21 protein-coding genes are annotated in these 23,479 nt (G+C 35.8%); 7 read left to right on the top strand and 14 right to left on the bottom strand.

Features of this window, described 5'->3' with window-relative positions; translation table 11 throughout:
• The first annotated feature begins 76 nt into the window (after positions 1-76).
• On the top strand, positions 77-901 hold the full coding sequence (locus tag ES765_RS12160) for a thymidylate synthase (protein WP_138114594.1): 825 nt from the start codon (positions 77-79) through the stop codon (positions 899-901).
• 294 nt (positions 902-1,195) lie between these two features.
• Here the strand turns inward: ES765_RS12160 and ES765_RS12155 are convergent, their stop codons facing one another.
• Positions 1,196-1,492 (bottom strand): isoamylase early set domain-containing protein, encoded by a 297-nt coding sequence (locus ES765_RS12155; protein ID WP_138114593.1) that lies wholly within the window; start codon positions 1,490-1,492, stop codon positions 1,196-1,198.
• A gap of 149 nt (positions 1,493-1,641) precedes the next feature.
• The gene (locus tag ES765_RS12150; protein ID WP_138114592.1) at positions 1,642-2,727 is read right to left on the bottom strand and encodes an aminotransferase class V-fold PLP-dependent enzyme; all 1,086 of its coding nucleotides are present in this window, start codon (positions 2,725-2,727) and stop codon (positions 1,642-1,644) included.
• A gap of 55 nt (positions 2,728-2,782) precedes the next feature.
• Here ES765_RS12150 and ES765_RS12145 point away from each other — a divergent pair, with 55 nt between their 5' ends.
• Together ES765_RS12145 and ES765_RS12140 are read left to right on the top strand one after the other, a co-directional pair.
• Positions 2,783-3,172: a 2TM domain-containing protein gene (locus ES765_RS12145; protein ID WP_138114591.1), complete on the top strand. Its 390-nt coding sequence runs from the start codon at positions 2,783-2,785 to the stop codon at positions 3,170-3,172.
• Complete coding sequence (locus tag ES765_RS12140; protein WP_249356362.1) at positions 3,169-3,684, top strand: dihydrofolate reductase; 516 nt, start codon at positions 3,169-3,171, stop codon at positions 3,682-3,684. The genes ES765_RS12145 and ES765_RS12140 overlap by 4 nt, the downstream gene beginning before the upstream one ends.
• Here the strand turns inward: ES765_RS12140 and murI are convergent.
• Both murI and pafA read right to left on the bottom strand, forming a co-directional pair.
• Entirely contained in the window at positions 3,671-4,459 is a 789-nt protein-coding gene (gene murI / locus ES765_RS12135; protein ID WP_138114590.1) for a glutamate racemase, read from the bottom strand. The genes ES765_RS12140 and murI overlap by 14 nt on opposite strands.
• A gap of 1 nt (position 4,460) precedes the next feature.
• Positions 4,461-6,134, bottom strand: a complete 1,674-nt coding sequence (pafA, locus tag ES765_RS12130) for an alkaline phosphatase PafA (protein ID WP_410504560.1) — start codon at positions 6,132-6,134, stop codon at positions 4,461-4,463.
• Positions 6,135-6,245: 111 nt separating this feature from the next.
• Here pafA and ES765_RS12125 point away from each other — a divergent pair, with 111 nt between their 5' ends.
• Positions 6,246-6,983 (top strand): MlaE family ABC transporter permease, encoded by a 738-nt coding sequence (locus ES765_RS12125; RefSeq protein ID WP_138114588.1) that lies wholly within the window; start codon positions 6,246-6,248, stop codon positions 6,981-6,983.
• Positions 6,983-7,750, top strand: coding sequence for an ABC transporter ATP-binding protein (locus ES765_RS12120; RefSeq protein WP_138114587.1), 768 nt, complete (start codon positions 6,983-6,985; stop codon positions 7,748-7,750). Before ES765_RS12125 ends, ES765_RS12120 begins: the two co-directional genes overlap by 1 nt.
• 2 nt (positions 7,751-7,752) lie before the next feature.
• Here ES765_RS12120 and ES765_RS12115 read toward each other — a convergent pair whose 3' ends face one another.
• The 9 genes from ES765_RS12115 to porV form a co-directional block, all read right to left on the bottom strand.
• Positions 7,753-9,216, bottom strand: coding sequence for a DUF389 domain-containing protein (locus ES765_RS12115; RefSeq protein WP_138114586.1), 1,464 nt, complete (start codon positions 9,214-9,216; stop codon positions 7,753-7,755).
• A 2-nt stretch (positions 9,217-9,218) separates the two neighbouring features.
• Complete coding sequence (locus ES765_RS12110) at positions 9,219-10,298, bottom strand: mannose-1-phosphate guanylyltransferase (RefSeq protein WP_138114585.1); 1,080 nt, start codon at positions 10,296-10,298, stop codon at positions 9,219-9,221.
• Between the two features lies 1 nt (position 10,299).
• Positions 10,300-10,902, bottom strand: a complete 603-nt coding sequence (locus ES765_RS12105) for a SprT-like domain-containing protein (RefSeq protein WP_138114584.1) — start codon at positions 10,900-10,902, stop codon at positions 10,300-10,302.
• Between the two features lies 1 nt (position 10,903).
• Positions 10,904-11,584 carry an SDR family NAD(P)-dependent oxidoreductase gene (locus ES765_RS12100; protein ID WP_138114583.1) on the bottom strand — a complete coding sequence of 227 codons (681 nt, stop codon included), beginning with the start codon at positions 11,582-11,584 and terminating at the stop codon, positions 10,904-10,906.
• Positions 11,584-12,636: a M28 family metallopeptidase gene (locus ES765_RS12095; protein WP_138114582.1), complete on the bottom strand. Its 1,053-nt coding sequence runs from the start codon at positions 12,634-12,636 to the stop codon at positions 11,584-11,586. Before ES765_RS12095 ends, ES765_RS12100 begins: the two co-directional genes overlap by 1 nt.
• Before the next feature lie 86 nt (positions 12,637-12,722).
• Entirely contained in the window at positions 12,723-14,375 is a 1,653-nt protein-coding gene (locus tag ES765_RS12090) for a pyruvate dehydrogenase complex dihydrolipoamide acetyltransferase (protein ID WP_138114581.1), read from the bottom strand.
• Between the two features lie 4 nt (positions 14,376-14,379).
• Positions 14,380-15,378 carry a pyruvate dehydrogenase (acetyl-transferring) E1 component subunit alpha gene (pdhA, locus tag ES765_RS12085; protein WP_138114580.1) on the bottom strand — a complete coding sequence of 333 codons (999 nt, stop codon included), beginning with the start codon at positions 15,376-15,378 and terminating at the stop codon, positions 14,380-14,382.
• A 189-nt stretch (positions 15,379-15,567) separates the two neighbouring features.
• On the bottom strand, positions 15,568-16,056 hold the full coding sequence (cdd, locus tag ES765_RS12080; protein ID WP_138114579.1) for a cytidine deaminase: 489 nt from the start codon (positions 16,054-16,056) through the stop codon (positions 15,568-15,570).
• 108 nt (positions 16,057-16,164) lie between these two features.
• Positions 16,165-17,313 (bottom strand): type IX secretion system outer membrane channel protein PorV, encoded by a 1,149-nt coding sequence (gene porV / locus ES765_RS12075; RefSeq protein ID WP_138114578.1) that lies wholly within the window; start codon positions 17,311-17,313, stop codon positions 16,165-16,167.
• A gap of 433 nt (positions 17,314-17,746) precedes the next feature.
• Between porV and gldJ the strand changes: the two genes are divergently transcribed.
• Positions 17,747-19,414: a gliding motility lipoprotein GldJ gene (gene gldJ, locus ES765_RS12070; protein ID WP_138114577.1), complete on the top strand. Its 1,668-nt coding sequence runs from the start codon at positions 17,747-17,749 to the stop codon at positions 19,412-19,414.
• 63 nt (positions 19,415-19,477) lie between these two features.
• The gene (locus tag ES765_RS12065; RefSeq protein ID WP_138114576.1) at positions 19,478-20,755 is read left to right on the top strand and encodes a UDP-N-acetylmuramoyl-tripeptide--D-alanyl-D-alanine ligase; all 1,278 of its coding nucleotides are present in this window, start codon (positions 19,478-19,480) and stop codon (positions 20,753-20,755) included.
• 45 nt (positions 20,756-20,800) lie between these two features.
• Here ES765_RS12065 and ES765_RS12060 read toward each other — a convergent pair whose 3' ends face one another.
• Positions 20,801-23,329: a hypothetical protein gene (locus ES765_RS12060; protein WP_138114575.1), complete on the bottom strand. Its 2,529-nt coding sequence runs from the start codon at positions 23,327-23,329 to the stop codon at positions 20,801-20,803.
• Positions 23,330-23,479 lie beyond the last annotated feature (150 nt).

Here is a 23,479-nt window from a genome sequence, read left to right as displayed (position 1 = left end):
TCTTTAATAATTAACGGTAATAGTATTTTTGTAGAACCTGTAAATCCCTTTTTGGATAAACGTTAATTCAATTGCTATGAAACAATATCATGACCTTTTAAAACATGTTCTTAAAGAAGGCAACCAAAAAGGTGACCGAACAGGAACGGGAACAAAAAGTGTTTTTGGATATCAAATGAGATTTGACCTTAGTAAAGGTTTTCCTATGGTAACCACTAAAAAACTACATTTAAAATCCATCGTATATGAATTGTTGTGGTTCTTAAAAGGAGATACCAATATTGAGTATTTACAGGAAAACGGAGTACGTATTTGGAACGATTGGGCTGATGAAAGTGGCGATTTAGGTCCTGTATATGGTCATCAATGGCGTAATTGGAATGATGATGAGATCGACCAAATTAAAGAAGTCGTCCATTCATTAAAAACTAACCCCAATAGCCGAAGAATGTTGGTTACTGCATGGAACCCAAGTGTATTACCTGATACCTCGAAAACTTTTTCTGAGAATGTCGCCAATGGCAAAGCCGCTTTACCACCATGTCATGCCTTTTTTCAATTCTACGTTTCTGATGGTAAATTATCATGTCAACTATACCAACGAAGTGCAGATATTTTCTTAGGCGTACCGTTTAATATAGCATCTTATGCATTATTCACCATGATGATGGCACAAGTATGCGGGTATGAAGTTGGTGATTTCATTCATACGTTTGGCGACGCCCATATTTACAACAATCACATGGAACAGGTTGAACTACAACTAAGCAGAGAAACTAGACCTTTGCCAAAAATGGAAATCAACCAAAACGTAAAAGATATTTTTGATTTCAAATTTGAGGACTTTACGTTGGTTGATTATAATCCGCATGCACACATCAAAGGGAAAGTTGCCATATAACATATCAATGGCAAAATACCTTATTGTTTTATTATTATAATTCTTGCCTCTACATTCTGCTCTTCTCAAAGTAGTTTATCTGTATATTTTCCACAAAAGGAAATAGAATTACATGAATATACTGACACAATAAACAGCAGATCACATGTAAAAGAGCTAGATTTTAAAAAGGACAGTTTTTAGTTCTAAAGCATCTAAAATATGTATTTTGTACTACCAACTTCTTAAACATGAAAAAGGCGCACTACTTAACATAGCACGCCTCATATATTGTATATAGATGTTAATAATCTTCTACAATTCTAAAACAGCGTTCTCAGAACCAGCATAATCATTCCACTGATAACGATCAGCTTCAGGCTCATTAATGAAGTTACCGTCAACTATGTATTTGAATTCATAAGAATTTTCTTTAGGAAAATCAAACGTTCCTTTAAAAGTTCCATTCTTTAATTTCTTCAAAGTACTACCTTTTGGGTTCCAGTTATTGAAATCTCCTACTACAGATACTTTTTTTGCTTCTTCTGCAGGAACTGTAAAAGTTACCTTACATACAGGTTTTGTCTTTAAATATTGTTTTGCAATTGCCATGATATTAATTTTAATAATTCAAAGCAAAATTACTATAATAAAAGACTCATTTCCAACACCTAAGACCATTTTTATGAATTTGATAAAAAATAAAGTATTTTATCTATGTAAACGATTTTTATCCTTCTTTAATTGACTTTAATGAATAGCTATCTACTTGTCTTTAAGATTTTTACAATTGTATCGATTTCTTCTTCAGTATTGTATAAATGGAAACTTAAGCGCACTCCCTGTCCTCTTTTGGCACAATAGACATCGTTGTTCTGAAGGTGTTGAAAAGTTGCCTCATTAGCCTCGATATTGAATATTGTACTATGATTTCCTCTGCCATAAAACTTATCATCTAGGAGTCCTAACCCTTGAAATTCATGTTTTGCTTTCTCTGACAATTTACGGTTATGGGCAGTAATTTTATCTACACCTATTTTTGTTAAATAATTCAACGAAAACTTTAAACTCCCAAAGGTTAATGAAGACAGATGTCCTGGTTCAAATAACTTAGCAAATCTAATATGATCCTTTTTATTTAGATCACCGTTTGCCGCATTGAAACCAATATTTTTAACATAAACCTCATCTTTCACACGGTCAGAAAACAACATGAACCCATTTCCATAACCAGCCAACAACCATTTATATGCACTTGCTCCCAAAACATCAATACCCGAATCTTCAAAATCAAATTCTGTACTACCACAAAACTGAGTTCCGTCAGCGATTATCATCAAATCTGGATTTTCACTTTTTAGTCGTTTTAAAAAAGCCAAATCAATAAAAAAACCATCCAGCCACTGAACTAGGCTTAAAGCAAGAACATCAATATGTTCGTTTTCTACTATTTCCTGTATTTGTTCTTCAATATTAGCTACCATTTGAACATAGCGAATATCAAAATTCCTATTCTCAAAACTCCAATTTAAGGATGGATAATCCCCCTCAATAAGCACTATTTTTTTCTTAGGATGTATTCCCTCCAACAAAACATTAAGCCCTGTAGAAAAATTATTGACCAAGGCTATATTTTCACGTTTACAATTAAAAAACTCACCAACCGTTTGGCGCGTATCTGAAATAACTTTTAAAGAATTTTCTCGCATATCGCTGCCATGAATCAAAAAATCAAGATCATGTTCTTGTCTCCATTCCAAGAGCGATTCATACAATAAGCCATATACTGCAGTATTCGCATAAATACCATTTCGTAAAATGGGAAATTCCTTTCTTAATTTTTTCATATTTTTTTGGTTAAAATACATTTCCTGTATCTTTGACTTAAAGATAGGAAGAGCTATGTTTTCCAATACTAAAAATACAGCCAAATTAGATTTAGAGCAGCACGAACTTGTAGAAAATGCTCAAAAAAGAATTTCACAAAAAAAACGTTTATACACTCATTTTGTAGCCTTTTTAGTGGGAAGTGTCTTCTTAATTCTTATCAATAAAATTTTAAAATACGGACAGGAATATAACTGGTTCATTTGGGCCATTACCTTTTGGGCATTTTTATTTGTTCTTCACATTTTCAACGTTTTTATCACTAATAAGTTTATAGGTAAAGAATGGGAACGTTCTCAACGAGAGAAATTAGTGCAAAAACAAAAGCAACGTATTTCTGAAATGGAGAAAGAAATAGAATTACCCTCTATGATTGAAACGGACACTAAAAAAAAACTACTTTGAAAACGTTAATAATGATAGCTGCTGCTGCAGACAATAATGCTTTGGGAAAGGACAATGATTTACTATGGCATTTACCCGATGATTTTAAACGTTTTAAAAAACTCACTTCTGGTCATAAAATTATAATGGGCAGAAAAACCTTTGAAAGCTTTCCAAAACCATTACCGAATAGAACTCACTTTATTATTACAAGAGATAAAAACTATAGTGTAGCGTATGATGATTGCATTGTAGTACATTCCTTAGAAGATGCAATTGCACAAGTTAAAAATGAAATAGCCTTTATAATTGGGGGCGGCGAAATCTATAAGCAGGCCGAAGAACACGCCGACAAAATAGAACTTACTCGTGTTCATACAAACTTTGAAGATGCAGATACGTACTTTCCAGAAATTGATGACGATTGTTGGGTGATGACCAAACGAGAATTTCATTCTACAGACGAACGTCACAAATATGCATTCACTTATTTGACTTACGAAAGAAAGAGCACTATTCTTAAAAGTCTTTAAAAGAAACCGTTAGATTTAATTTATTCGACTGTAAAATATTAAATAGCACCTTTTCATCTCCATTAGAATAAAATTGATATGTTCCCAGCTCAGTTGAAGTAGTTAACAAATCAAATTTTTTTAACACCGTTTTCGTTTGTCTTGCAACTGCCTGCCCAGAATCTATAATCTTAATATCTGCAGGCAGTATCTTTTTCAATATTGGAATTAAATAAGGGTAATGAGTGCAGCCTAAAACCAGATAATCCATACCCTTTTCAAGCATAGGTTTGATATAGGCTTCTAAAAGCCTATACAATTCATCACTTTGCAACTTTCCTTTTTCAATTATTTCGACTAAACCTGTTCCTCGTTGCTCCAAAATGGTAATACCCTCAGCATGGTTTTTTGTTGTACTATGAAATAAGCTACTTGATAAGGTTCCTTTTGTAGCCAATACGCCAACTATCTTAGATTGAGAGTTAATTGCAGCCGGTTTTATGGCAGGCTCAATACCTATAAATGGTACTTTGTACTTTTCTCGCAGGTAGTCAATAGCATTAGTTGTAGCCGTATTACAGGCAATTACAATAATTTTACACCCTAAGCTTAACAGATACTCTGTATTCTTAATACTAAGATCTAAAATTATTTCTTCAGATTTTTCACCGTAGGGAGCGTTTTTACTATCAGCCAAATAAATACAATCTTCAAACGGCAAGAGTTCTTGAATTTTACCCCAAATAGAAGTGCCCCCAATACCAGAATCAAAAATACCTATCGGCCTTTTATCCATACTATTCTAATACTGCTATTATAGGCTTACCGCTAGTACCACTCGGAAAAGAAATTCCTAATAGAGCAGCTATTGTAGGTGCTATATCTGGTATCTCAGTACGCTTTACAGTTGAACCAGGCTTTATTCCTTTACCATAAAATAACAATGGCGTGTGGGTGTCGTAAATCTGTGGTGAGCCGTGTGTAGACCCAGTGTTCGAATACGAGATAAAACCAGGTTTTAAAACAATCAATATGTCTCCTGATCGTTTTTGGTTATATCCGTTCTGTAATATGTAAGGAATGCCAGAAGTATATTCATTATTCCACATCTGATCTGCCGTGTACACCCTATCAACAGCAGCATAACTTAAAAATTCTTGAGCGATATTTGCTTGAACATCTGCCAGTTTAAGATCTAAATTCTTGATGATTTCATGATCTAAAAACAACTGGTAATTAGAATAGTTTTTAACGATATCTTCCGTACCATACGTATAGTTTAAAAACTCAGAAAGCTTTTTTGAATTAGAAGCATTATCTACATATCCAGCCGGAATTTTTTGATCTCTTAAGTATGCAGGGACTTGAATAGCAGCATGATCTGCAGACAAAAACAATGTATACTCCCCTTCACCTACATTCTTGTCCAAAGCTTTGAACAGTCTAGCTAAATCTTCATCTAACCTTAAATACGTATCCTGCACTTCTTTAGAGTTGACTCCATATTTATGACCAACATAATCGGTACTTGAAAAACTTACCGCTAAAAAATCTGTTATTCCATCTTTTCCTAACCCTTCTTGTTTTAAGGCTTCTATAGCAAAGTCAGTAGTCAATGAATTTCCATAAGGTGTCCCCTTTATTAGGTCAAAATCCTTTGTCTTATCTAAAAGCGATGTTGTACTATGAGGGAAAGTAGGTGCTGTTTCGCCTTCAAACAAGCCCTCATATGCATTATCATCCGTTCCGCTCTCCTTATATTCCTTTATATCCTTAAGTGTATTCCATGCTTTTTTATAGGATTTGGCCTTACCCGATGTATTGAAATCCATTACCCATTTAGGAAGCTGTTTCATATAATACGTACTAGTTATCCACTTACCTTCATCTGCTCCATGAAACCAATAAGCAGCATTGGCCGTGTGACCACCTGGTAAAACAGCCCCCCTATCCTTCAATGCAATTGCAATGGTTTTACCTCGCATTTGATTATGCAACCTTAATTCATCAGTAACGGTGGTGACCGTCATACGATGCGGTGACATTTGACCCGCATCTGAAGTTGTTCCAACAGAACTATAAGAATCGTCGCCTGCGCAATACACATCCAAGTCAGCTTCCTTATCATACCAATTGTTCCCTATAATACCATGAACCGATGGTGTGGCGCCGGTATATACAGAAGTATGGCCAGGGCCCGTACTCGTGGGTGCATAATTAAAATGATTATTTTTGCAATTAAAACCCTGCTCTACCAATCTCTTAAAACCATCTTTACCAAAATGGTCATAAAAGCGTGTCAAATAATCATAACGCATTTGATCTACAACAATACCTACAACAAGTTTGGGTGTAGTTCTTAATTCTTCATCTCCTTCATCAGACTTACTCCTATTTTGTGCCGATAAATCAGCCGTAAATAACAGACCAGCAATAAACAACGTAATAATAAAATAATTTTTCATTTTCATACCTATCTAATTGTAGCGCAAATGTAAATAATTTACAGCTTTAAAGATTAAACGCAGGTTAAATCAAGTCCTTTATTGTTATTTTTACAGTAAGAATTCTATTTTTAATCAATGAACTATTTAGCATCTGTAGGAAGCTATGCAATTATGATCCGTGAGGTATTTAAAAAGCCCACTAAATGGAGAATAATGAAAACGCTTATTTATAAAGAAATAGACGAATTGATTTTCAGCTCTTTAGGTATTATCATTTTTATTTCGTTTTTTATTGGCGCTGTGGTTGCGATACAAACTGCACTTAACCTCACCAACCCCTTAATACCGAGGAATCTTATTGGTTTCGCTACCAGACAATCAGTAATCTTAGAGTTTGCTCCAACATTTGTTTCCATAATCATGGCGGGCAAGGTAGGCTCTTATATCACCTCAAGCATTGGTACGATGCGAGTTACTGAACAAATAGATGCATTAGAGGTAATGGGTGTAAATTCACTGAACTACTTGGTTTTTCCGAAAATCATAGCCATGCTATTTTACCCCTTTGCTATTGCCATTTCAATGTACGTGGGTATTTTCGGTGGCTGGATGGCCGGTGTTTTTGGTGGTTTCTTGACCAGTACCGATTTCGTTACAGGACTACAGACCGATTTTGTGCCTTTTCATATAGCATATGCCTTTATCAAGACGTTGATTTTCGCCTTTATCATTGCAACGATACCTTCATTTCACGGTTTTTACATGAAAGGTGGAGCCTTAGAAGTAGGCAAGGCTAGCACAACTGCATTTGTTTGGACCAGTGTTGCCATCATCATCATAAATTATATTTTAACCCAACTCTTATTAGGATAATGATAGAAGTACAAGACATACATAAATCTTTTGGCGATGCTCATATTCTTAAAGGTGTTTCTATCACATTTGAAAAAGGCAAAACGAATTTGATTATTGGTCAAAGTGGTTCGGGTAAAACGGTTTTCCTTAAATGTCTTTTAGGTCTATTTTCCCCGGAAGAAGGAAATATAGCATACGATGGAAAAAAATATTCTGAACTTTCTGATAATGAAAAACGTGATCTGCGACAAGAAATGGGAATGGTATTTCAAGGTAGCGCGCTTTTTGATAGTATGACCGTAGAAGGGAACGTCATGTTTCCGTTGGAAATGTTTACGAAACAATCTAAATCGGAAATGCAAGAACGTGTAGATGCCGTACTTAAAAGAGTTAATCTAATTGATGCGCATCAAAAATTTCCATCAGAAATATCTGGAGGCATGCAAAAACGAGTTGCTATAGCAAGAGCAATTGTGATGAACCCAAAATATCTTTTTTGTGACGAACCAAATTCGGGCCTAGATCCAAAAACAGCGATTCTAATCGATAACCTCATTAAGGAAATCACAGAAGAATATAACATAACTACGGTCATTAACACCCATGACATGAATTCTGTTATGCAAATTGGAGAAAAGATAATTTTCTTAAAGGACGGGCTTAAAGAATGGGAAGGGACAAAAAATGAAATTTTTAAAACCGACAATGAAGCGGTGACTGATTTTGTTTATTCATCTGACCTTTTCAAAAAAGTGCGCCAGATGTATATTCAAGAACAAAATTAATCCTAAGGCATTTCTTTAATTTGAATACTCTTATTATTTAGCCTCAGCCGCAACCATTCCTGCAACTTATTCATATTCTTTATAGTTTCTGCCCTATTTACTTCCTTTTTCCATGTAACCTCAAATAAGGGAATACTATCGGTCTTATTAAAATCCGTAGAAATTAAATACGCATACCCCAAACGTTCTAGGTTTTCATAATTAGCCTTGGCCTCAAGACTGATTTCCTTAAAAGGAATTTGATTCGATGAAATTTGATTTAAACGGATCAGTTCGCTTTCTAAAAGTTGAATTTTTTCATCCTTACTTGTTAAAATGCTTTTTTGAGACTCGTAAAGCTCATTCACATATTTCAACTCGTTCGCATTTCCATTTCTAGAACCCTGTACTACAATTAATTCGCTTCTTTTCAACTGCTTATATTCTGCCATCTGATTTCTCCATGTCGCTATCACATTGTCTGGTATGGCTTCATTCCCCATAAAAACTAGTTCAATTTTAGAGTTCTCAACATCATTATAGGCTATTTCACTAAAATCCTTTAAAAATTTACCCTCGTCAGAAAATTGATATGGAACTATTTTTTCATTTATAAAATTATCCGCATCCCTTTTAAACAAAGACTCTTGAAAAACATTGTAAAAAGTCACACCAGCAGGAATCATAACCAAAATAGCCAACAAGGAGGCAAGCCTACCTATTAAACGTCTTCTTTTAGAATTCACATAGCGCACCATGGGAAAACGCAAAAGTTTAATTACCAGAAACGTTGCCAAAGCAATAAATATGGTGTTAATTGTAAAAAGATATAGTGCCCCTGTAGCATAAGACCAGTTGCCTATTGCCAATCCAAAACCAACCGTGCATAAAGGCGGCATCAAAGCTGTTGCTATGGCCACGCCAAAAATAACACTTGCGATGGTACCCTTTTTTGCTCTTGCAATAACCAATGCCAGTCCACCAAAAAATGCTATAAGCACATCCCTAATATCAGGTGCAGTTCTAGCCAATAGCTCTGAAGATTCATCCCTTAATGGAAAGAAACGATAAAACAGATACGCAGTGATTACACTCAAGACCACCATGACAGCAAAATTTTTCAAAGATCTTTTTAACGTATCAATATCATTAATTGCTACAGATAATCCTATACCTAAAATAGGCCCCATTAATGGCGAAATTAGCATCGCCCCAATTACCACCGCAGTTGAATTGGCATTAAGACCTATGGATGCAATGAAAATCGAACATATCAGGATCCAAGACGTATGCCCTTTAAAGGGAATATCTGCGATAATAGCTTCTTTAGTAGCTTGCTGATCCGTATTGGCACGTATATCAAGCAGTTCCGAAAGAAACTTTTTGGTACTGCCGAGTAAACCCTGAAAATTTTTTTTCACTTCCTCACCACCATTACCCTCATTATTCGAAGGGGTTTTATTGTCTTGATTAAGATTGTTCTCCATAATTAAGCGAATTCATCACCAAAGGCATCTTTAACCTTATTAAGTACTTGTTTTATATCTTGCTCCTTAGACTTAGGATAGATTAAAAGTACTTCGTCTTTATCTACTATAATATAATCGTTCAACCCGTCAACAACGACTACCTTGCCTGCCTTGGACCTAATCATGTTTCCACTGGCATCTTGCGTCAGAACCTTAGCATTTACGATCGCATTATTATTCTCCTTTTTATCCAATTTATCATATAAGGAGCCCCAAGTACCTAAATCATTCCAATCAAAGGTTGCTTCCAACACATAAATTGAACTGGAATTTTCCAATATGGCATAATCAATAGAAATATTCTCCGCTTTTGGATAATTGGTCGCTATAAATTTATTTTCTTCGGTTGTATTATATACCGAGAATCCATCTTGAAATAACTGATATTGTTCAGGTTGATAACTTTTAAAGGCATTCACAATAGTTTTTACACTCCACATGAATATACCCGCATTCCAAAGAAAATTACCTTGAGACAAAAACTCTTTTGCTGTTTCATAATCGGGTTTTTCCCTAAACTGATTCACTTTCTTTATTCGCCCAGCATCAGCCTTATCATATTCTACATAACCGAAACCAGTATTTGGAAAAGAAGGCTTTATACCTAACGTACATAAAACGTCTTCAGTTTCACACTTTTTAAAACAAGCTGTAACATCATTAGCAAAGGCTACTTCATCCTCAATCCAATGATCACTAGGAGCAACAATCATCACTGCATCCTTATTCATTTTTTGAATTTTCATAGCAGCATATAGTATGCAAGGTGCCGTATTACGCATTGCAGGCTCAAGAACTACTTGCTCTTGTTTAACAAGTGGTAATTGCTCCAAAACCAAATCGTTATAACGCTCATTAGTTAGGATTAAAATATTTTCTGTCGGAATAAACTTGTTAAGTCGTTCAAATGTTTTCTGAATGAGGGTGGTGCCTGTACCCAACATATCATGAAATTGTTTTGGATTATCCCGTGTACTAATTGGCCAAAATCTAGACCCTACACCACCCGCCATTAGTACGGCATAATAATTTTTATTCATGTTAGTTTTTTATTAGTTCTACTTCAGCATTTGGTTGAAACAGAAACATCCTACCGGATGATATTTCAACACATTCGTAGCGTTTAGTTCGCCTGTTTCCCTTTTTAAAGAGTTTTCCATTATACATTCGAAAAATGCTACCTATAGGTAATTCGTAAACGTAATTCTTGTCTGATTGTTGCTCGTCATATTGCTTTAATGCTATCGATAAATGAGCATCTGTACTACTACTTGCTTTTGGATTCTTAAAATGCCTAGCCAATAATGGGAGTACTTGAGAAGGGAATATTTCTGGACGGATAAAGGGCAACATTAAATATTGAAATGTTTTCTTCCATTCCAATCCGTGTGGCTTAATATGCCTACCATACTTTTCAAAAGCCACCAAATGGGCTATTTCATGAATTAGCGTGATTAAGAACCTATATTTATTGAGGGATGCATTAACGGTGATTTGATGATTACCATCTTTTCCTCGCCTATAATCACCATGTCGGGTTACCCGTTCATTAACGATCTTTAAATGTACATGACTACTTTTAATTAGATCAAGACTAGGTATGACGGCAGATTCTGGAAGATATTTTACTAATGTTTGTTGCATTCTAAGGTGTACTATTACTTACTTGTAATATTTTACCATTATACAATTTCTGACCGTTCAACGTAAAATCCATTACGTATGTAGCCATTTCAATTGCTGAAACAGGGGCTTGATATCCAGGAAAAGCCTCCTCTAACATTTCTGTCTGTACGGCTCCCAATGCTAAAGCATTAAAAGATGGACCCGTCTCCTTAAATTCTTCCGCAAGTAATTCGGTTAACGTAAGCACCGCCCCTTTACTAGAGCTATATGCTGATAAACCAGGAAATTTTGCACTTCCCTGTATCCCGCCCATAGAACTTATTGTAAGCACGTGACCACTTTTCTCCATAAAAGGCACAACCAATTTAGTCATCTCCGCTACCCCAAAAACATTTACTTCGTATACTGACTTGAACTCTTCTTCTGTGGTTTCTAAAAATGGCTTATTGACTAGTTTACCAGCATTGTTAACCAATGCACTTACTTTACCATCAGTATCGTTCAAATAACTGGCTAGCTTTTCACGATCCGCCATTGAAGACACATCAAATGAAAACGTCTCAATATTTTCATGCTTGAGATTCTTAATGGGCTTTTCGTTTCTAGAAAGAGCCAAAACCTTGTGTCCTGAATCTGCTAATAATTTACTCAGCTCAAAGCCAATACCTCTACTAGTACCTGTTATAATAATGTATCCCATTAATTATATTTTATCTCCTTTATTGGTGAATTCACAATACCCGTTAATACAGGAATAACCTCGTTGACTATCGTTGCCATATAAATAAAATCCATTTTAGAGGCTTCGTCCCCTACCTTATGATACTCCCCGAAATTGGTGAAATCGAATGAACTATAAGTCTGGGAAGGAACATTAAACACATCATGAAAAGGAGCATTGTCTGACCGTCTAAAAAGATTGAACTCTTTTGCTTTAGGAAGAAAGCCTACGAGTTTTTTATTTGCGTATGCATTACTGACTTCTGCCAAATTTGATAATTCATAGCCTGTTAAATAAAGACTATGATCTTTATCGACCATTGGAACCCCAACCATTTCAAAATTTAGCATGGCATACAGATTGATATTCTCCTCTTTCAATTTATTAGCTAAGTGCTTGGAGCCCAAAAGGCCTTTTTCTTCAGCAGAAAACATAGCAAAAATGATACTCCGTTTATTTCTCTTTACTTTACCAAAGTACTTGGCAAACTCTAAAACTGTTGTTGTACCCGACGCATTATCATTCGCTCCATTTGCAATACTATCTCCTATTTGACCGCTTAATAAACCAATATGATCATAATGAGCTCCTATGATAATAACTTCATCTTTAAGTTTTGAATCTGTTCCTGGTAAATATCCAACTACATTATACGCCGTTCCGTTATCATAGTTTACCAAGCTATCTCGATATGAAGAAAAATAAGGTTTAATGTTATGCTCCTCAAATACATTTTGTATAAAATCTGCTGCCTTAGAAATACCTTCGCTACCGGTATCCCTACCCTGTAATTCATTAGAAGTTAGATACACCATAATCTTTTCAATATCCTCTGGCGTACTGAACGCTTCTAACGTTGATTTCAAAGCGTTAGTCTCACTATTATCCTTAGATTCAGTTGGGTTTGGCACAACTTCGCCACGAACTTCTTTAAGATTATTTGTTGGATTTAATACGGTCGTCTGTTCAATTTTTGCTGCACCACAACCTAGTACCAAAAAACTAAAAAGGACTATACTTAAATGTTTCATAAACAAAATCAATTTAGAATTTAAAGATAAAAAAAAGCATCCCGTTTAAAGGATGCTTTAACAATTCTATTTTTAAAAATAGTTTTCTATGCTAACATTGTTACTGGATTTTCCACAAAATAACGTAATGTTTGAAGAAATTGAGCTCCAACTGCGCCATCTACTGTTCTATGATCGCAAGCTAAAGTTAACTTCATAGTACTACCAACTACAATCTCACCGTTTTTCACTACAGGCTTTTCGACTATTGCACCTACAGATAGTATAGCTGAATTTGGCTGATTTATAATACTTGTAAATTCAAGAATTCCGAACATTCCTAAATTTGAAACCGTAAACGTACTACCCTCCATTTCTGCTGGAGAGATTTTCTTGTTACGTGCCTTTCCTGCCAAATCTTTTACTGCACTTCCAATTTCAGTTAAGCCCAACAAATCACAGTGCTTCACGACTGGCACTACCAAACCTTCATCAACAGCAACTGCAACACCCATATGAATGTGCTTATTATACTTCGTTGTATCCCCATTCCAAGATGTATTCACCTGTGGGTGTTTTCTAAGCGCCATTGCACATGCTTTCAATACCATATCATTAAAAGACACCTTAGTATCTGGCAGACTATTTATTTGAACACGAGATTGCTTAGCATTATCCATATCTACCTCGATGGTAAGGTAAAAATGTGGAGCGTTAAATTTAGAATTTCCAAGAGCCTTAGCGATTGCCTTACGCATATTAGAATTCTTGACCTCTTCAGTACCCTCTTCACCAGATGGCAAAGCCGTAGATACAGGTTGAACTTTTGAAGAAGAAGTCTCAGTCTTAATACTTGAACTTGTTGGTTTAGAATCTGAAGAAGGCTTATAATTCTCTATATCCTTTTTAATAATTCTACCATTATCTCCAGAACCAGAAACATTTGCCAAATCTATACCTTTATCCGCAGCTATCTTTTTAGCCAAAGGTGATACAAAAATTCTATCACCATCAGTTACTGATTTCGACACTTCTTTGATTTCAGATGTAACCTCTACTTTCTTTTCTTCCTTTTTGGCTTCGGAACTTGATTTCTTGTTACTTCCCCCAGACTTATTATTTAAAACAGCATCGACATCCGTTCCCTCTGGGCCAATAACAGCTAAAACAGTATCTACAAGAGCAGACTCACCTTCTTGAATACCGATATGTAATAATTTACCGGAATAAAATGATTCAAATTCCATAGTAGCTTTGTCTGTTTCGATTTCAGCCAAAATATCACCTTCCTCAACATCATCACCTACACTCTTTAACCAACTTGCCACTGTACCCTCTTCCATGGTATCGCTCAATCGAGGCATATTAATTACTTCAACTCCCTCAGGAATTGAATAACCAGTTTCAGCTTCATCAGAATCAGCGTCTTCAGATTTAACCTCAGTATCGACCTTTTCTTTAGAAGACTTTTCATCCGAACTAGATTCGGTACCGCCATTAATCAATGAAGAAATATCCTCTCCTTCTTCGCCAATAATAGCCAATAGCGTATCAACAGGAGCACCTTCTCCTTCTTTTATTCCAATATATAATAAAGTACCCTCATCAAAAGACTCAAACTCCATAGTTGCCTTATCAGTCTCGATTTCAGCCAATATATCGCCTTCTTCAATTTTATCACCTACACTTTTCAACCATTTAGCTACGGTACCCTCTTCCATGGTATCGCTTAAACGGGGCATATTTATCACTATAGCCATCTACTTACAATTTATGTTGAACAAATGGAAAATCCTCTTGCTCGTAAACCATATCATATAATTGGTTTACTGGTGGATAATCTGATTCTTCTGCAAACTTTTCACACTCCTTGACCATTTCTTTGATCTTTTTATCAATTTCCTTGATTTCGGTATCGGTTGCGTATTTGTTTTCTTTTATAATATCCAAAACCTGAGTTATTGGATCTATCTTCTTGTACTCCAGAACCTCATCTTTCGTTCTATAATACTGCGCATCTGACATTGAATGACCTCTATATCTATAGGTCTTCATTTCTAAAAACGTTGGCCCTCCTCCACTTCTAGCTCTTTCAATTGCCTTACTCATTTCTTGAGCTACGGTCATTGGGTTCATTCCATCAACGGGACCACATGGCATTTCATAACCTAAACCAAGTTTCCAAATTTCAGTAGAAAAAGAAGTTCTTGCAACAGAAGTTCCCATAGCGTATCCATTATTTTCACAAACAAAAACTACAGGCAATTGCCATAACATAGCTAAATTAAATGTTTCATGAAGGGAACCCTGTCTTACCGCTCCATCACCCATATAACACAAAGTAACAGCTTCTCTTCCATGGTATTTGTCACCAAAGGCCATTCCTGCACCTAAAGGTATTTGACCACCTACAATACCATGACCTCCATGAAAACGGTGTTCTTTAGAAAAAATATGCATAGAACCACCCATTCCTTTTGATGTTCCCGTTACTTTCCCGAAAAGTTCGGCCATTACTCGTTTAGGGTCAACTCCCATACCAATGGGCTGCACATGATTTCTATACGCCGTAATCATACGGTCTTTGGAAAGATCCATAGCATGAAGGGCACCTGCCAAAACGGCTTCTTGCCCATTATACAAATGAAGAAATCCTCGTACCTTCTGCTGAATATAAACAGCGGCTAATTTATCCTCAAATTTCCTCCAAAACAGCATGTCTTCATACCATTTTAAATACGTTTCTTTGGTGATTTTTTTCATCAATTTTAACTAAAGGTTTTAAATTCTCTAAAGATTCCAGAGGTTCGATTGACCTAGGTATCGCAGAAGGACAAAAATACACATATAAATGAATCGATAAAAATAATAGAAGCAAATCAATTAAGAAATTATATGGGTAACAAAAACAGGAAAGAGTGTGGTTATCCTTAACCCTTTCTCATAAAGGGTTTATTCCAAGTAACTACTATTAAACCCCAATGGAAGTAAATCTGCCACAGAATCACATTCAATTACTCCACCAGTTTCACCCATTAATAGAATTTTAATCGGTTTGGCCTGTTTAAATTCATACTCTGAAATTGCTTGCCTACAATTACCACAGGGCGCTGCCGGTTCACTTACTTCATGATTTAAGGCAGCAGCGGAAATAGCAATTGTTTTTATTTGAACACCTGGAAAATTAGCTCCAGCATAAAAAACAGCAACCCGTTCTGCACACAAACCAGAGGGGTAAGATGCATTCTCTTGGTTATTTCCCTCTATGATTTCATCATTCTCCAATAAGATAGAAGCTCCAACAAAAAAATTAGAATAAGGTGCATAGGCCCTTTTTCTAGCACTAACCGCTGCAGACATCAGCAATTTATCACCTTCGCTCAATTCATCGAACGAGTCATATATTGTCACATCAAAACTTATTTTCTTTTGAAAAGCCATATCCACAATTTAAATGTCAATCTACAAATTAATTAATTTGATTCCGAAATGTTTAAACACAAAAAACCTGCATTCCTGCAGGTTCTAAATCTGTATTTCTAACCGATTTTAGTCATTGTAATATTCTTCACCTAAATTAAAAGTAAGGGAAAACCGTAAGGTATTCTCCAATGGATTTCTAACTTGTGATGTTGAGAACAAATAAGATAAATCAATTTGGGCGGAATTAAACTTGAATCCTGCACCTAAGGTAAAGAACTTTCTAGATCCTTTTTCCTCACTCTCATTAAAATATCCAGTTCTGAACATAAAAGAATTTTGATACGTATACTCTGCTCCTAAAGACCAAGTAAACTCATTTAATTCTTCGCTGAAACCATCTGGAGCATCAGAAAAAGAATTAAAAATACCACTGAATCCGCTTTCATTTTGATAAATATCATTATCCTGTGCATCAACATCACCATCGTTATCAAAATCTTGAGGTGTTGGAACTAGGAGTTTACTGAATTCAGTCGTTATACCTATCACATTATCTTGATCCATAATAAAATCAAAACCACCACCAAACCTCAAGTTACTAGGTAAAAAGTTTTCCTGTCCGCCTGCATCGTATTGAATTTTCCCTCCAATGTTAGAAAAATTAAAACCTCCCCTCCAGCGACCATCAAAATTATTGTATGCTATCTCCCTAGACCTGTAAAAACCTGCAACATCAACAGCAAAAGACCCTGCAGCTTTCGAATCTTCAGAACCATTTTGAGGTAATTTTAAATTTGACCTAATATATCTACCCGCCACCGCCATAGAAAATGTCGGACTTAATTTTAACGAATACGAACCATCAAGAGCCAATTCATTTGGCTTTGCTATTGTTCCTGGATCATTTGCGAATTGTCGTAATTCTATTTCACCCAAAGTGAAATAACGCAAACTCACAGCAAATGCACTCTGCTCGTCTAATTTATTATAGTAACTCGCATTCAACAATGATATGTCGGTAATAATACTTTCCAAATAAGGAGTATAACTAATACCAATACCCATTTTTCGGTCGGCAAATGCAAATTTTGCAGGATTCCATTGCTGGGAAAAGGCATCGGCGGAAGTTGCAACTCCCATATCTCCCATCCCTGCCGATCTAGCATCGGCTGCAATTGTAAGGAATGGCACGGCAGTAGTAATAACTCTTTGATCGTTTTGAGCAGATATTTTTCCGATTACGAGTACAAAGAAAATTATTGATATTTTTCTCATTAGAATAGTTCTTAATTTTAAAAGGCGAAATATAGTGTTTCCAATGTTTCAGCTCTTATATTTTACATGAAAACGGACTTTTTCCCGTTATCTTGCACGAATATTAAGATTTTTATAAAAAAAATCAATCTTACTCAAATACAGAAATCATAAAACAATTGACATTTCAATTTAATTACACTGTATTGCCTTGAAAAGAAATATTAAAAACCATACTATTTAACGTATTTAGCCGTTTACCTCTTTAAGCGAACCTAATTTTAATTATCAGTTTGAATCAAGAAGCTTAAAATTATTTTCAATTATAAAATAATCTCACAAAAACACCGTTCTATTGAGCGAAAGTGACAAACAAATTAAAATAAAACCTAGTACTATAAGCTATAGAAGCGAAACAACTATAGTTTATGCAAATTGAACTCAAGTCCTAATTATGAAAAAACATTTAATAAAAGTTGTACTCTCATGCACGGTTATAGTAGGAGGTTTAGCGGTAAATAGCTGTTCTAAATCTTCATCGTCAAAAAACACGTCTAGAGCTACAGGTTGGAAAATAAATGCCAAGGAAGGCGGTTTTCAATACAATACTGATTTTAAAGAGCAAGAAACAGCTCCTGGATTGGTGTTTGTTGAAGGAGGTACATTTACCAAAGGAAAAGTTCAAGACGATGTGATGCATGATTGGAATAATACTGCTACGTCACAACATGTTCAATCATTTTACATGGATGAGACTGAGGTTACCAACGTAATGTATCTAGAATATCTAGATTACCTTAAAAGTGTATATCCACCAGAAAATCCTAAATACACCAACATCTATGTTGGTGCACTACCTGATACTTTGGTTTGGAGAAATAGACTAGGTTTCAATGAGACAATGACAAATAACTACCTAAGACATCCGGCATATGCTGAGTATCCGGTTGTAGGTGTTAACTGGATACAGGCAACTCAATTTGCTGAATGGAGAACTGACCGTGTCAATGAAGTGATGTTGGAGCGCGAAGGGTATTTATCTGAAGACGCTAAGTATCAAGCTTCAACCGGAGAGGTGCAAGGAACTTTTAGTACGGAAGCTTATTTAAAAAGACCTGAATCGGTATATAGTGGCCAAATAGATTCTTTACAGGGTGATATGAAAAAGGATAGTGTATCTGTTTTTGCTAAACGAAGTAGCGGAATCATCATGCCAGAATATAGACTTCCTACTGAAACAGAATGGGAATATGCCGCACAGGCACAAGTTGGTCAAAGAGAATACAACAACTACCGTGGAAGAAAAAAATATCCTTGGGAAGGAGATTACACACGAAGCGGACAGCGAGTGGGTAGAGGAGATCAATTAGCAAACTTTAAACAAGGCAAAGGTGATTACGGCGGAATTGCCGGATGGTCAGATGATGGTGCCGATATTACTGCTGAAGTAATGTCATACAAACCGAATGATTTAGGTCTTTACGATATGGCTGGTAATGTTGCTGAATGGGTAGCCGATGTATACCGCCCAATTGTTGATGATGAAGTAAGTGATTTCAACTACTACAGAGGGAATATTTATATGAAAAGCGCTATCGGCGAAGATGGAAAGGTTAAAATTTTAAGGGACTCTATAATTTATGACACTTTACCTAATGGAAAAGTAGTTGCAATGAATCTGCCAGGAGAAATTAAAATGGTACCTGTTGATGAAGAAGAAACGTATTTAAGAACCAACTTTTCCTCTAGTGACAATAGAGGTTATAGAGATGGAGATGCTGGTTCTTCAAGATTTTACGACAGGTTTAGCGATGAAGAAGAGCCGGGTCAGAACAAAAAAATGTACAACTCCCCAAAACATTCGGTCGAAAGGGATTCTGTTGGAAATCTTATCAAAGGCTATGATGAATCAAATAACAGAACAACACTTATCAATGATGAAGTAAGAGTTTATAAAGGTGGTTCATGGAGAGATAGAGCGTATTGGTTAGATCCAGCACAGAGAAGATATCTGCCTCAGTATATGGCTACGGATAATATCGGATTTAGATGTGCAATGTCTAGAGTCGGTTCAAAATCAAAAAACAAGAACAAAACTGTTAGAGGGAAAAAAGCTAAATAAATTTTCTTCTTACGATCTTAAAAAAGCCCTTTTCATAAAGGGCTTTTTTTTATCTTCGATTTCATGAACGTTCAAGACTTACATTCAATTTTTTTAAAGTTCCCATCGGTTAGTACCGACACCAGGAAAATAGTAGAAAATGATATCTTCTTCGCCCTAAAAGGTGAAAATTTTAATGGTAACACCTATGCAAAACAAGCTTTAAAATATGGGGCTAGCCATGTAATCATTGACCAAGAAGAATACTATATCAATGACAAAACTATTCTTGTTGATGATTCGTTAGCAATGCTGCAAAAATTAGGTAATTATCATAGAAATTTTTGCAAGGCTAAAATAGTAAGTCTTACCGGAAGCAATGGAAAAACCACAACTAAGGAGTTGATTCATTCTGTACTAGCAAGCACTTACAATACTATTGCCACAAAAGGCAATTTAAATAACCATATTGGGGTTCCTTTAACCCTACTATCCATAGAACTCGATACCGAAATCGCAATTGTAGAAATGGGCGCCAACCATGTACATGAGATACAGTTTTTATGCGAAATTGCAGAGCCTGATTTTGGTTATATCACTAATTTCGGAAAAGCCCATCTAGAAGGTTTTGGCGGCGTTGAAGGTGTCATCAAAGGTAAAAGTGAATTATACGATTATCTTATTAAAAATAATAAATCTATTTTCTTAAATGCAGACGACCCTATACAATTAGAGAAGTTAAGCTTATACGCCAGAAAATTTGGCTTTAGTGCAAGGAATTCAAAATTTTATAAAATCGATTTTTTAGGAGCACAACCATTTGTAAGCCTAAAATTTGAAAATGTAGAAATAGCATCAAAACTTATTGGAGCCTATAACTTTCATAATTGCTGTGCTGCAGTGATTATTGGTATGTTTTTTAATGTGGCAACGAATGACATAAAACGTGCAATTGAAAAATTTACTCCTGACAACAACAGGTCTCAAATAGTAACTAAAAAAGACTATTATATTATTCTAGACGCATACAATGCCAATCCATCAAGCATGAAAGTCGCCTTAGAAAATTTTAATGCGTTAGCGAAGACCGATAAGGTTTTAATTCTAGGGGATATGTTCGAATTGGGTAATTCAGCCAATGAGGAGCATCAATCTATTGCTGAATTAACAAAAACATTACACTTTAACAAAGTGCTGTTAGTAGGTGAAAATTTTTGCCGCACACAAACGAATTCTATCAAGCTTAAAAACTTTGAAGCGCTAAAAGATTATTTAACTGAAAACAAATTACAGGCCAATTCATCGATACTTATTAAAGGCTCAAGAGGTATGGCGCTCGAAAGAGTTTTGGATTATTTATAATTAGCTACAACTTTTTAATCTTGTTGGGTTTACCGTACTATAAAACTACAAACTATTATCTACCGTAAAGTAATGACTACCGGTCACTAGTTTGCCAGTATCAGAAATACCTTGAAATTTTACCATAAAATCACCGGTTACATCGCCTGTATAAAATTGTATTTGTGTCTTACCATCTTTACTCAAATTCACCTTTGGATCCCAAAAAAGTGTAGTTCGGTAATCTAACTCAGTTTTTGACGTACTGGCTTCTGAATAATTGGGCGAATAGAATTCGCACGCCTTATAAAACCCGGTTATTCTTGCCGTTTTTATACCCGGAATATCAATAGGATTATTATACTTTTCTAATCCCTCAATGGATGGTGGATTCGTATAAATTGCAATTACACCAAACATACCTCTAGCACCATACATTGAAGCGCCTGAGTTATATCCTCTTATAATATCAACGTAAACCACCTCATTGGCTCTCATAATATTTAATTCGGCCAAAGTAATACTAGTACTAGTTCCGTTAAACAACACCAATGGACCCACAGCTGAAATACTATTAGATGTAGTACTAGTCATCATCGATGTTCCAGCACGTGTTACAGCCCCTCTTCTCTGCAAAAGGCCCAATACACTCATAGTCTGCCATCCTGAAACCGAATCCCTGAATACTCGAATATCTGGCCTTCCATAAGGTGTAGTCTTATTTAATTCTTCTTCTACAAAGCGGGCTCTACTTATTTTTTTGGCCTTTATAGATACAGGATTAAGTTTAATCAAATCCTGTTCATCTAGAAAATATGATGATGGGTATTCCGTTTGAGAATAGAATTCTTCTATTTTGAATATCTTGGAATCTCTTACAACACTGTCCTTCGATATGGCGGTTTTCGGAATATCGGGCCATTCCTCAACTATTATTGCAATATTTTTTTGTGCGCTTTTTGCACGTATCGTAGTATCTACAGCTTGAATGATGGCCGTAATACTATCGTTGAAATAGTAAGGCCCAAAACTGAATTGCCCTTTTTCATCGGCCACTTGCTCATCGTATAAAGCTTCTTCTAGTACATTGAACTTGGCTATTACTGACTTAGCCATGGACGGATGATAATAATCGACCATAGTACCTTTAATCATGATACCCTTCTCTGGAACATAAGCGACATCTTTTTGAATTTCATCTCCCAACATTTCTTTCCACACGAACCTACGCCAACCATGAGTTAGCAATAAGGCATCCAAAAGAAAACGTTTCTGCTTCGTATCCTCACTGAAGAAAAAATCAGGATCAACGACCGTACCCCCAAGATCGGAATTCAACAATAGCCAACCCTTGAGACCCATATTACCCTGTTTTAACTGATGTGTTGCAGGAATGACACTTGTTAAAAAATCACCTTGTAACGGATTACCTTTCTTGTTCAATACTGAAATATCAAGATTCACTTTCTCTTTGGTTACAAAGTTATCCTTGTTAGTCTTGATAATCACCTCGGCATGAATGCCCGGATGGTCCACGAATACCAAACGTTCACAAATAGGATTCCCATCTGATGAAAAAAGTGTGAACTGTGCTATTCCTTCCTGAAGTTCCTCAGTTAATAAACGAACGGCATAGGAATCTTTGTCCACGCCCGTTCCCAATTTCTTAAAAATCAGCTCACCCCTTAAATGACCTATTAGAAGAGTACCTTCCAACGAATTACCTTTCGTAGTGGTTACCTGTAGTAATAGATTGTCTTTCCAATTTTTAATGTTCAACGAATACCCCGCTGCCTTCGCAACGGGAAGGTTGAACCGCCTGTCTTCATTGCCCTTATTGATACGGGCATAATAGTCCGTATTTTTCTTTGGGATGATGTTCACCTTGCCCAAACCAAATTCAGCGGTCTCGAATTCGGCAACCAAATCACCATTAGTTGAGTGGATACTTCCTTTCAAAGCTTGACCTACACCTCTAGAGTCAAGCGCCTTAATACCCAAAACCCCAGAAACCCCTGTTACTAAATCACCTCCTTCTGGAAAAAACATTAGGTCTACTTCTATAGCATCAACCTCCTCTAACTTTGATTCATTGCCAATTTCAACTGATTCTGAAGAAACTTGTACCATTGATGAACTCTTTGTAGCAATGGATATCGATTTCTCAAAATAGGAAACATACTCGTCATTCAACATATAGTTGGTGTATGTACGCAATCTATAAGCTCCCGTGTTTAACATCTTAGAGAGTAAAATATCACCAAAACCACTAGTGCCTTCTACAAAAAGTCTCCGTTTTTCGACGATACTGTCATTATCGTTCAACATCTCCACATAGGCCACCTTACTCTTTTTGCTTGCTTGATGGGTAATACCATCCACGACATAGGTCTTGAACCAAATAGTGTCCCCAAGAACATACATATCCTTGTCGGTCTCCAAGAAGGCTTTTTCCGGACCATCCATATCGTAATACTTTTCTAAACTGTCGGTTATTTTTTTTAATAACCTGTTGCTCTGTTCGGGAAGATTGAACGCTAAAAAAGAAATAAATACGATGGAAATTAGCGCTGCTTTGAAGGAATATAATTTCATACACCCAATAATTTTCTTTAAAGTACTTCTTTTTTTTTACAAAAATAGCACTGGATAACAAGAATACACAAAGGCAAATACCTACTAAAGAGAAGTTTAACAAAACCCGTATAACAAAAAAGACTTGGTATGTAGTACCTAAAGCAGAAG

Source organism: Maribacter sp. ACAM166 (assembly GCF_005771495.1).
Classification (GTDB): Bacteria; Bacteroidota; Bacteroidia; order Flavobacteriales; family Flavobacteriaceae; genus Maribacter.
The sequence above is the reverse complement of the archived record's forward strand: the minus strand, read 5'-3'. Positions and strand labels throughout refer to the sequence as shown.

Excerpts from the sequence above, each read along its gene's own strand:
- ES765_RS12160 (WP_138114594.1), top strand. The coding sequence starts at position 77 with ATGAAACAATATCATGACCTTTTAAAACATGTTCTTAAAGAAGGCAAC.
- ES765_RS12155 (WP_138114593.1), bottom strand. The coding sequence starts at position 1,492 with ATGGCAATTGCAAAACAATATTTAAAGACAAAACCTGTATGTAAGGTA.
- ES765_RS12150 (WP_138114592.1), bottom strand. The coding sequence starts at position 2,727 with ATGAAAAAATTAAGAAAGGAATTTCCCATTTTACGAAATGGTATTTAT.
- ES765_RS12145 (WP_138114591.1), top strand. The coding sequence starts at position 2,783 with ATGTTTTCCAATACTAAAAATACAGCCAAATTAGATTTAGAGCAGCAC.
- murI (WP_138114590.1), bottom strand. The coding sequence starts at position 4,459 with ATGGATAAAAGGCCGATAGGTATTTTTGATTCTGGTATTGGGGGCACT.
- pafA (WP_410504560.1), bottom strand. The coding sequence starts at position 6,134 with ATGAAAATGAAAAATTATTTTATTATTACGTTGTTTATTGCTGGTCTG.
- ES765_RS12125 (WP_138114588.1), top strand. The coding sequence starts at position 6,246 with ATGAACTATTTAGCATCTGTAGGAAGCTATGCAATTATGATCCGTGAG.
- ES765_RS12120 (WP_138114587.1), top strand. The coding sequence starts at position 6,983 with ATGATAGAAGTACAAGACATACATAAATCTTTTGGCGATGCTCATATT.
- ES765_RS12115 (WP_138114586.1), bottom strand. The coding sequence starts at position 9,216 with ATGGAGAACAATCTTAATCAAGACAATAAAACCCCTTCGAATAATGAG.
- ES765_RS12110 (WP_138114585.1), bottom strand. The coding sequence starts at position 10,298 with ATGAATAAAAATTATTATGCCGTACTAATGGCGGGTGGTGTAGGGTCT.
- ES765_RS12105 (WP_138114584.1), bottom strand. The coding sequence starts at position 10,902 with ATGCAACAAACATTAGTAAAATATCTTCCAGAATCTGCCGTCATACCT.
- ES765_RS12100 (WP_138114583.1), bottom strand. The coding sequence starts at position 11,584 with ATGGGATACATTATTATAACAGGTACTAGTAGAGGTATTGGCTTTGAG.
- ES765_RS12095 (WP_138114582.1), bottom strand. The coding sequence starts at position 12,636 with ATGAAACATTTAAGTATAGTCCTTTTTAGTTTTTTGGTACTAGGTTGT.
- ES765_RS12090 (WP_138114581.1), bottom strand. The coding sequence starts at position 14,375 with ATGGCTATAGTGATAAATATGCCCCGTTTAAGCGATACCATGGAAGAG.
- pdhA (WP_138114580.1), bottom strand. The coding sequence starts at position 15,378 with ATGAAAAAAATCACCAAAGAAACGTATTTAAAATGGTATGAAGACATG.
- cdd (WP_138114579.1), bottom strand. The coding sequence starts at position 16,056 with ATGGCTTTTCAAAAGAAAATAAGTTTTGATGTGACAATATATGACTCG.
- porV (WP_138114578.1), bottom strand. The coding sequence starts at position 17,313 with ATGAGAAAAATATCAATAATTTTCTTTGTACTCGTAATCGGAAAAATA.
- gldJ (WP_138114577.1), top strand. The coding sequence starts at position 17,747 with ATGAAAAAACATTTAATAAAAGTTGTACTCTCATGCACGGTTATAGTA.
- ES765_RS12065 (WP_138114576.1), top strand. The coding sequence starts at position 19,478 with ATGAACGTTCAAGACTTACATTCAATTTTTTTAAAGTTCCCATCGGTT.
- ES765_RS12060 (WP_138114575.1), bottom strand. The coding sequence starts at position 23,329 with ATGAAATTATATTCCTTCAAAGCAGCGCTAATTTCCATCGTATTTATT.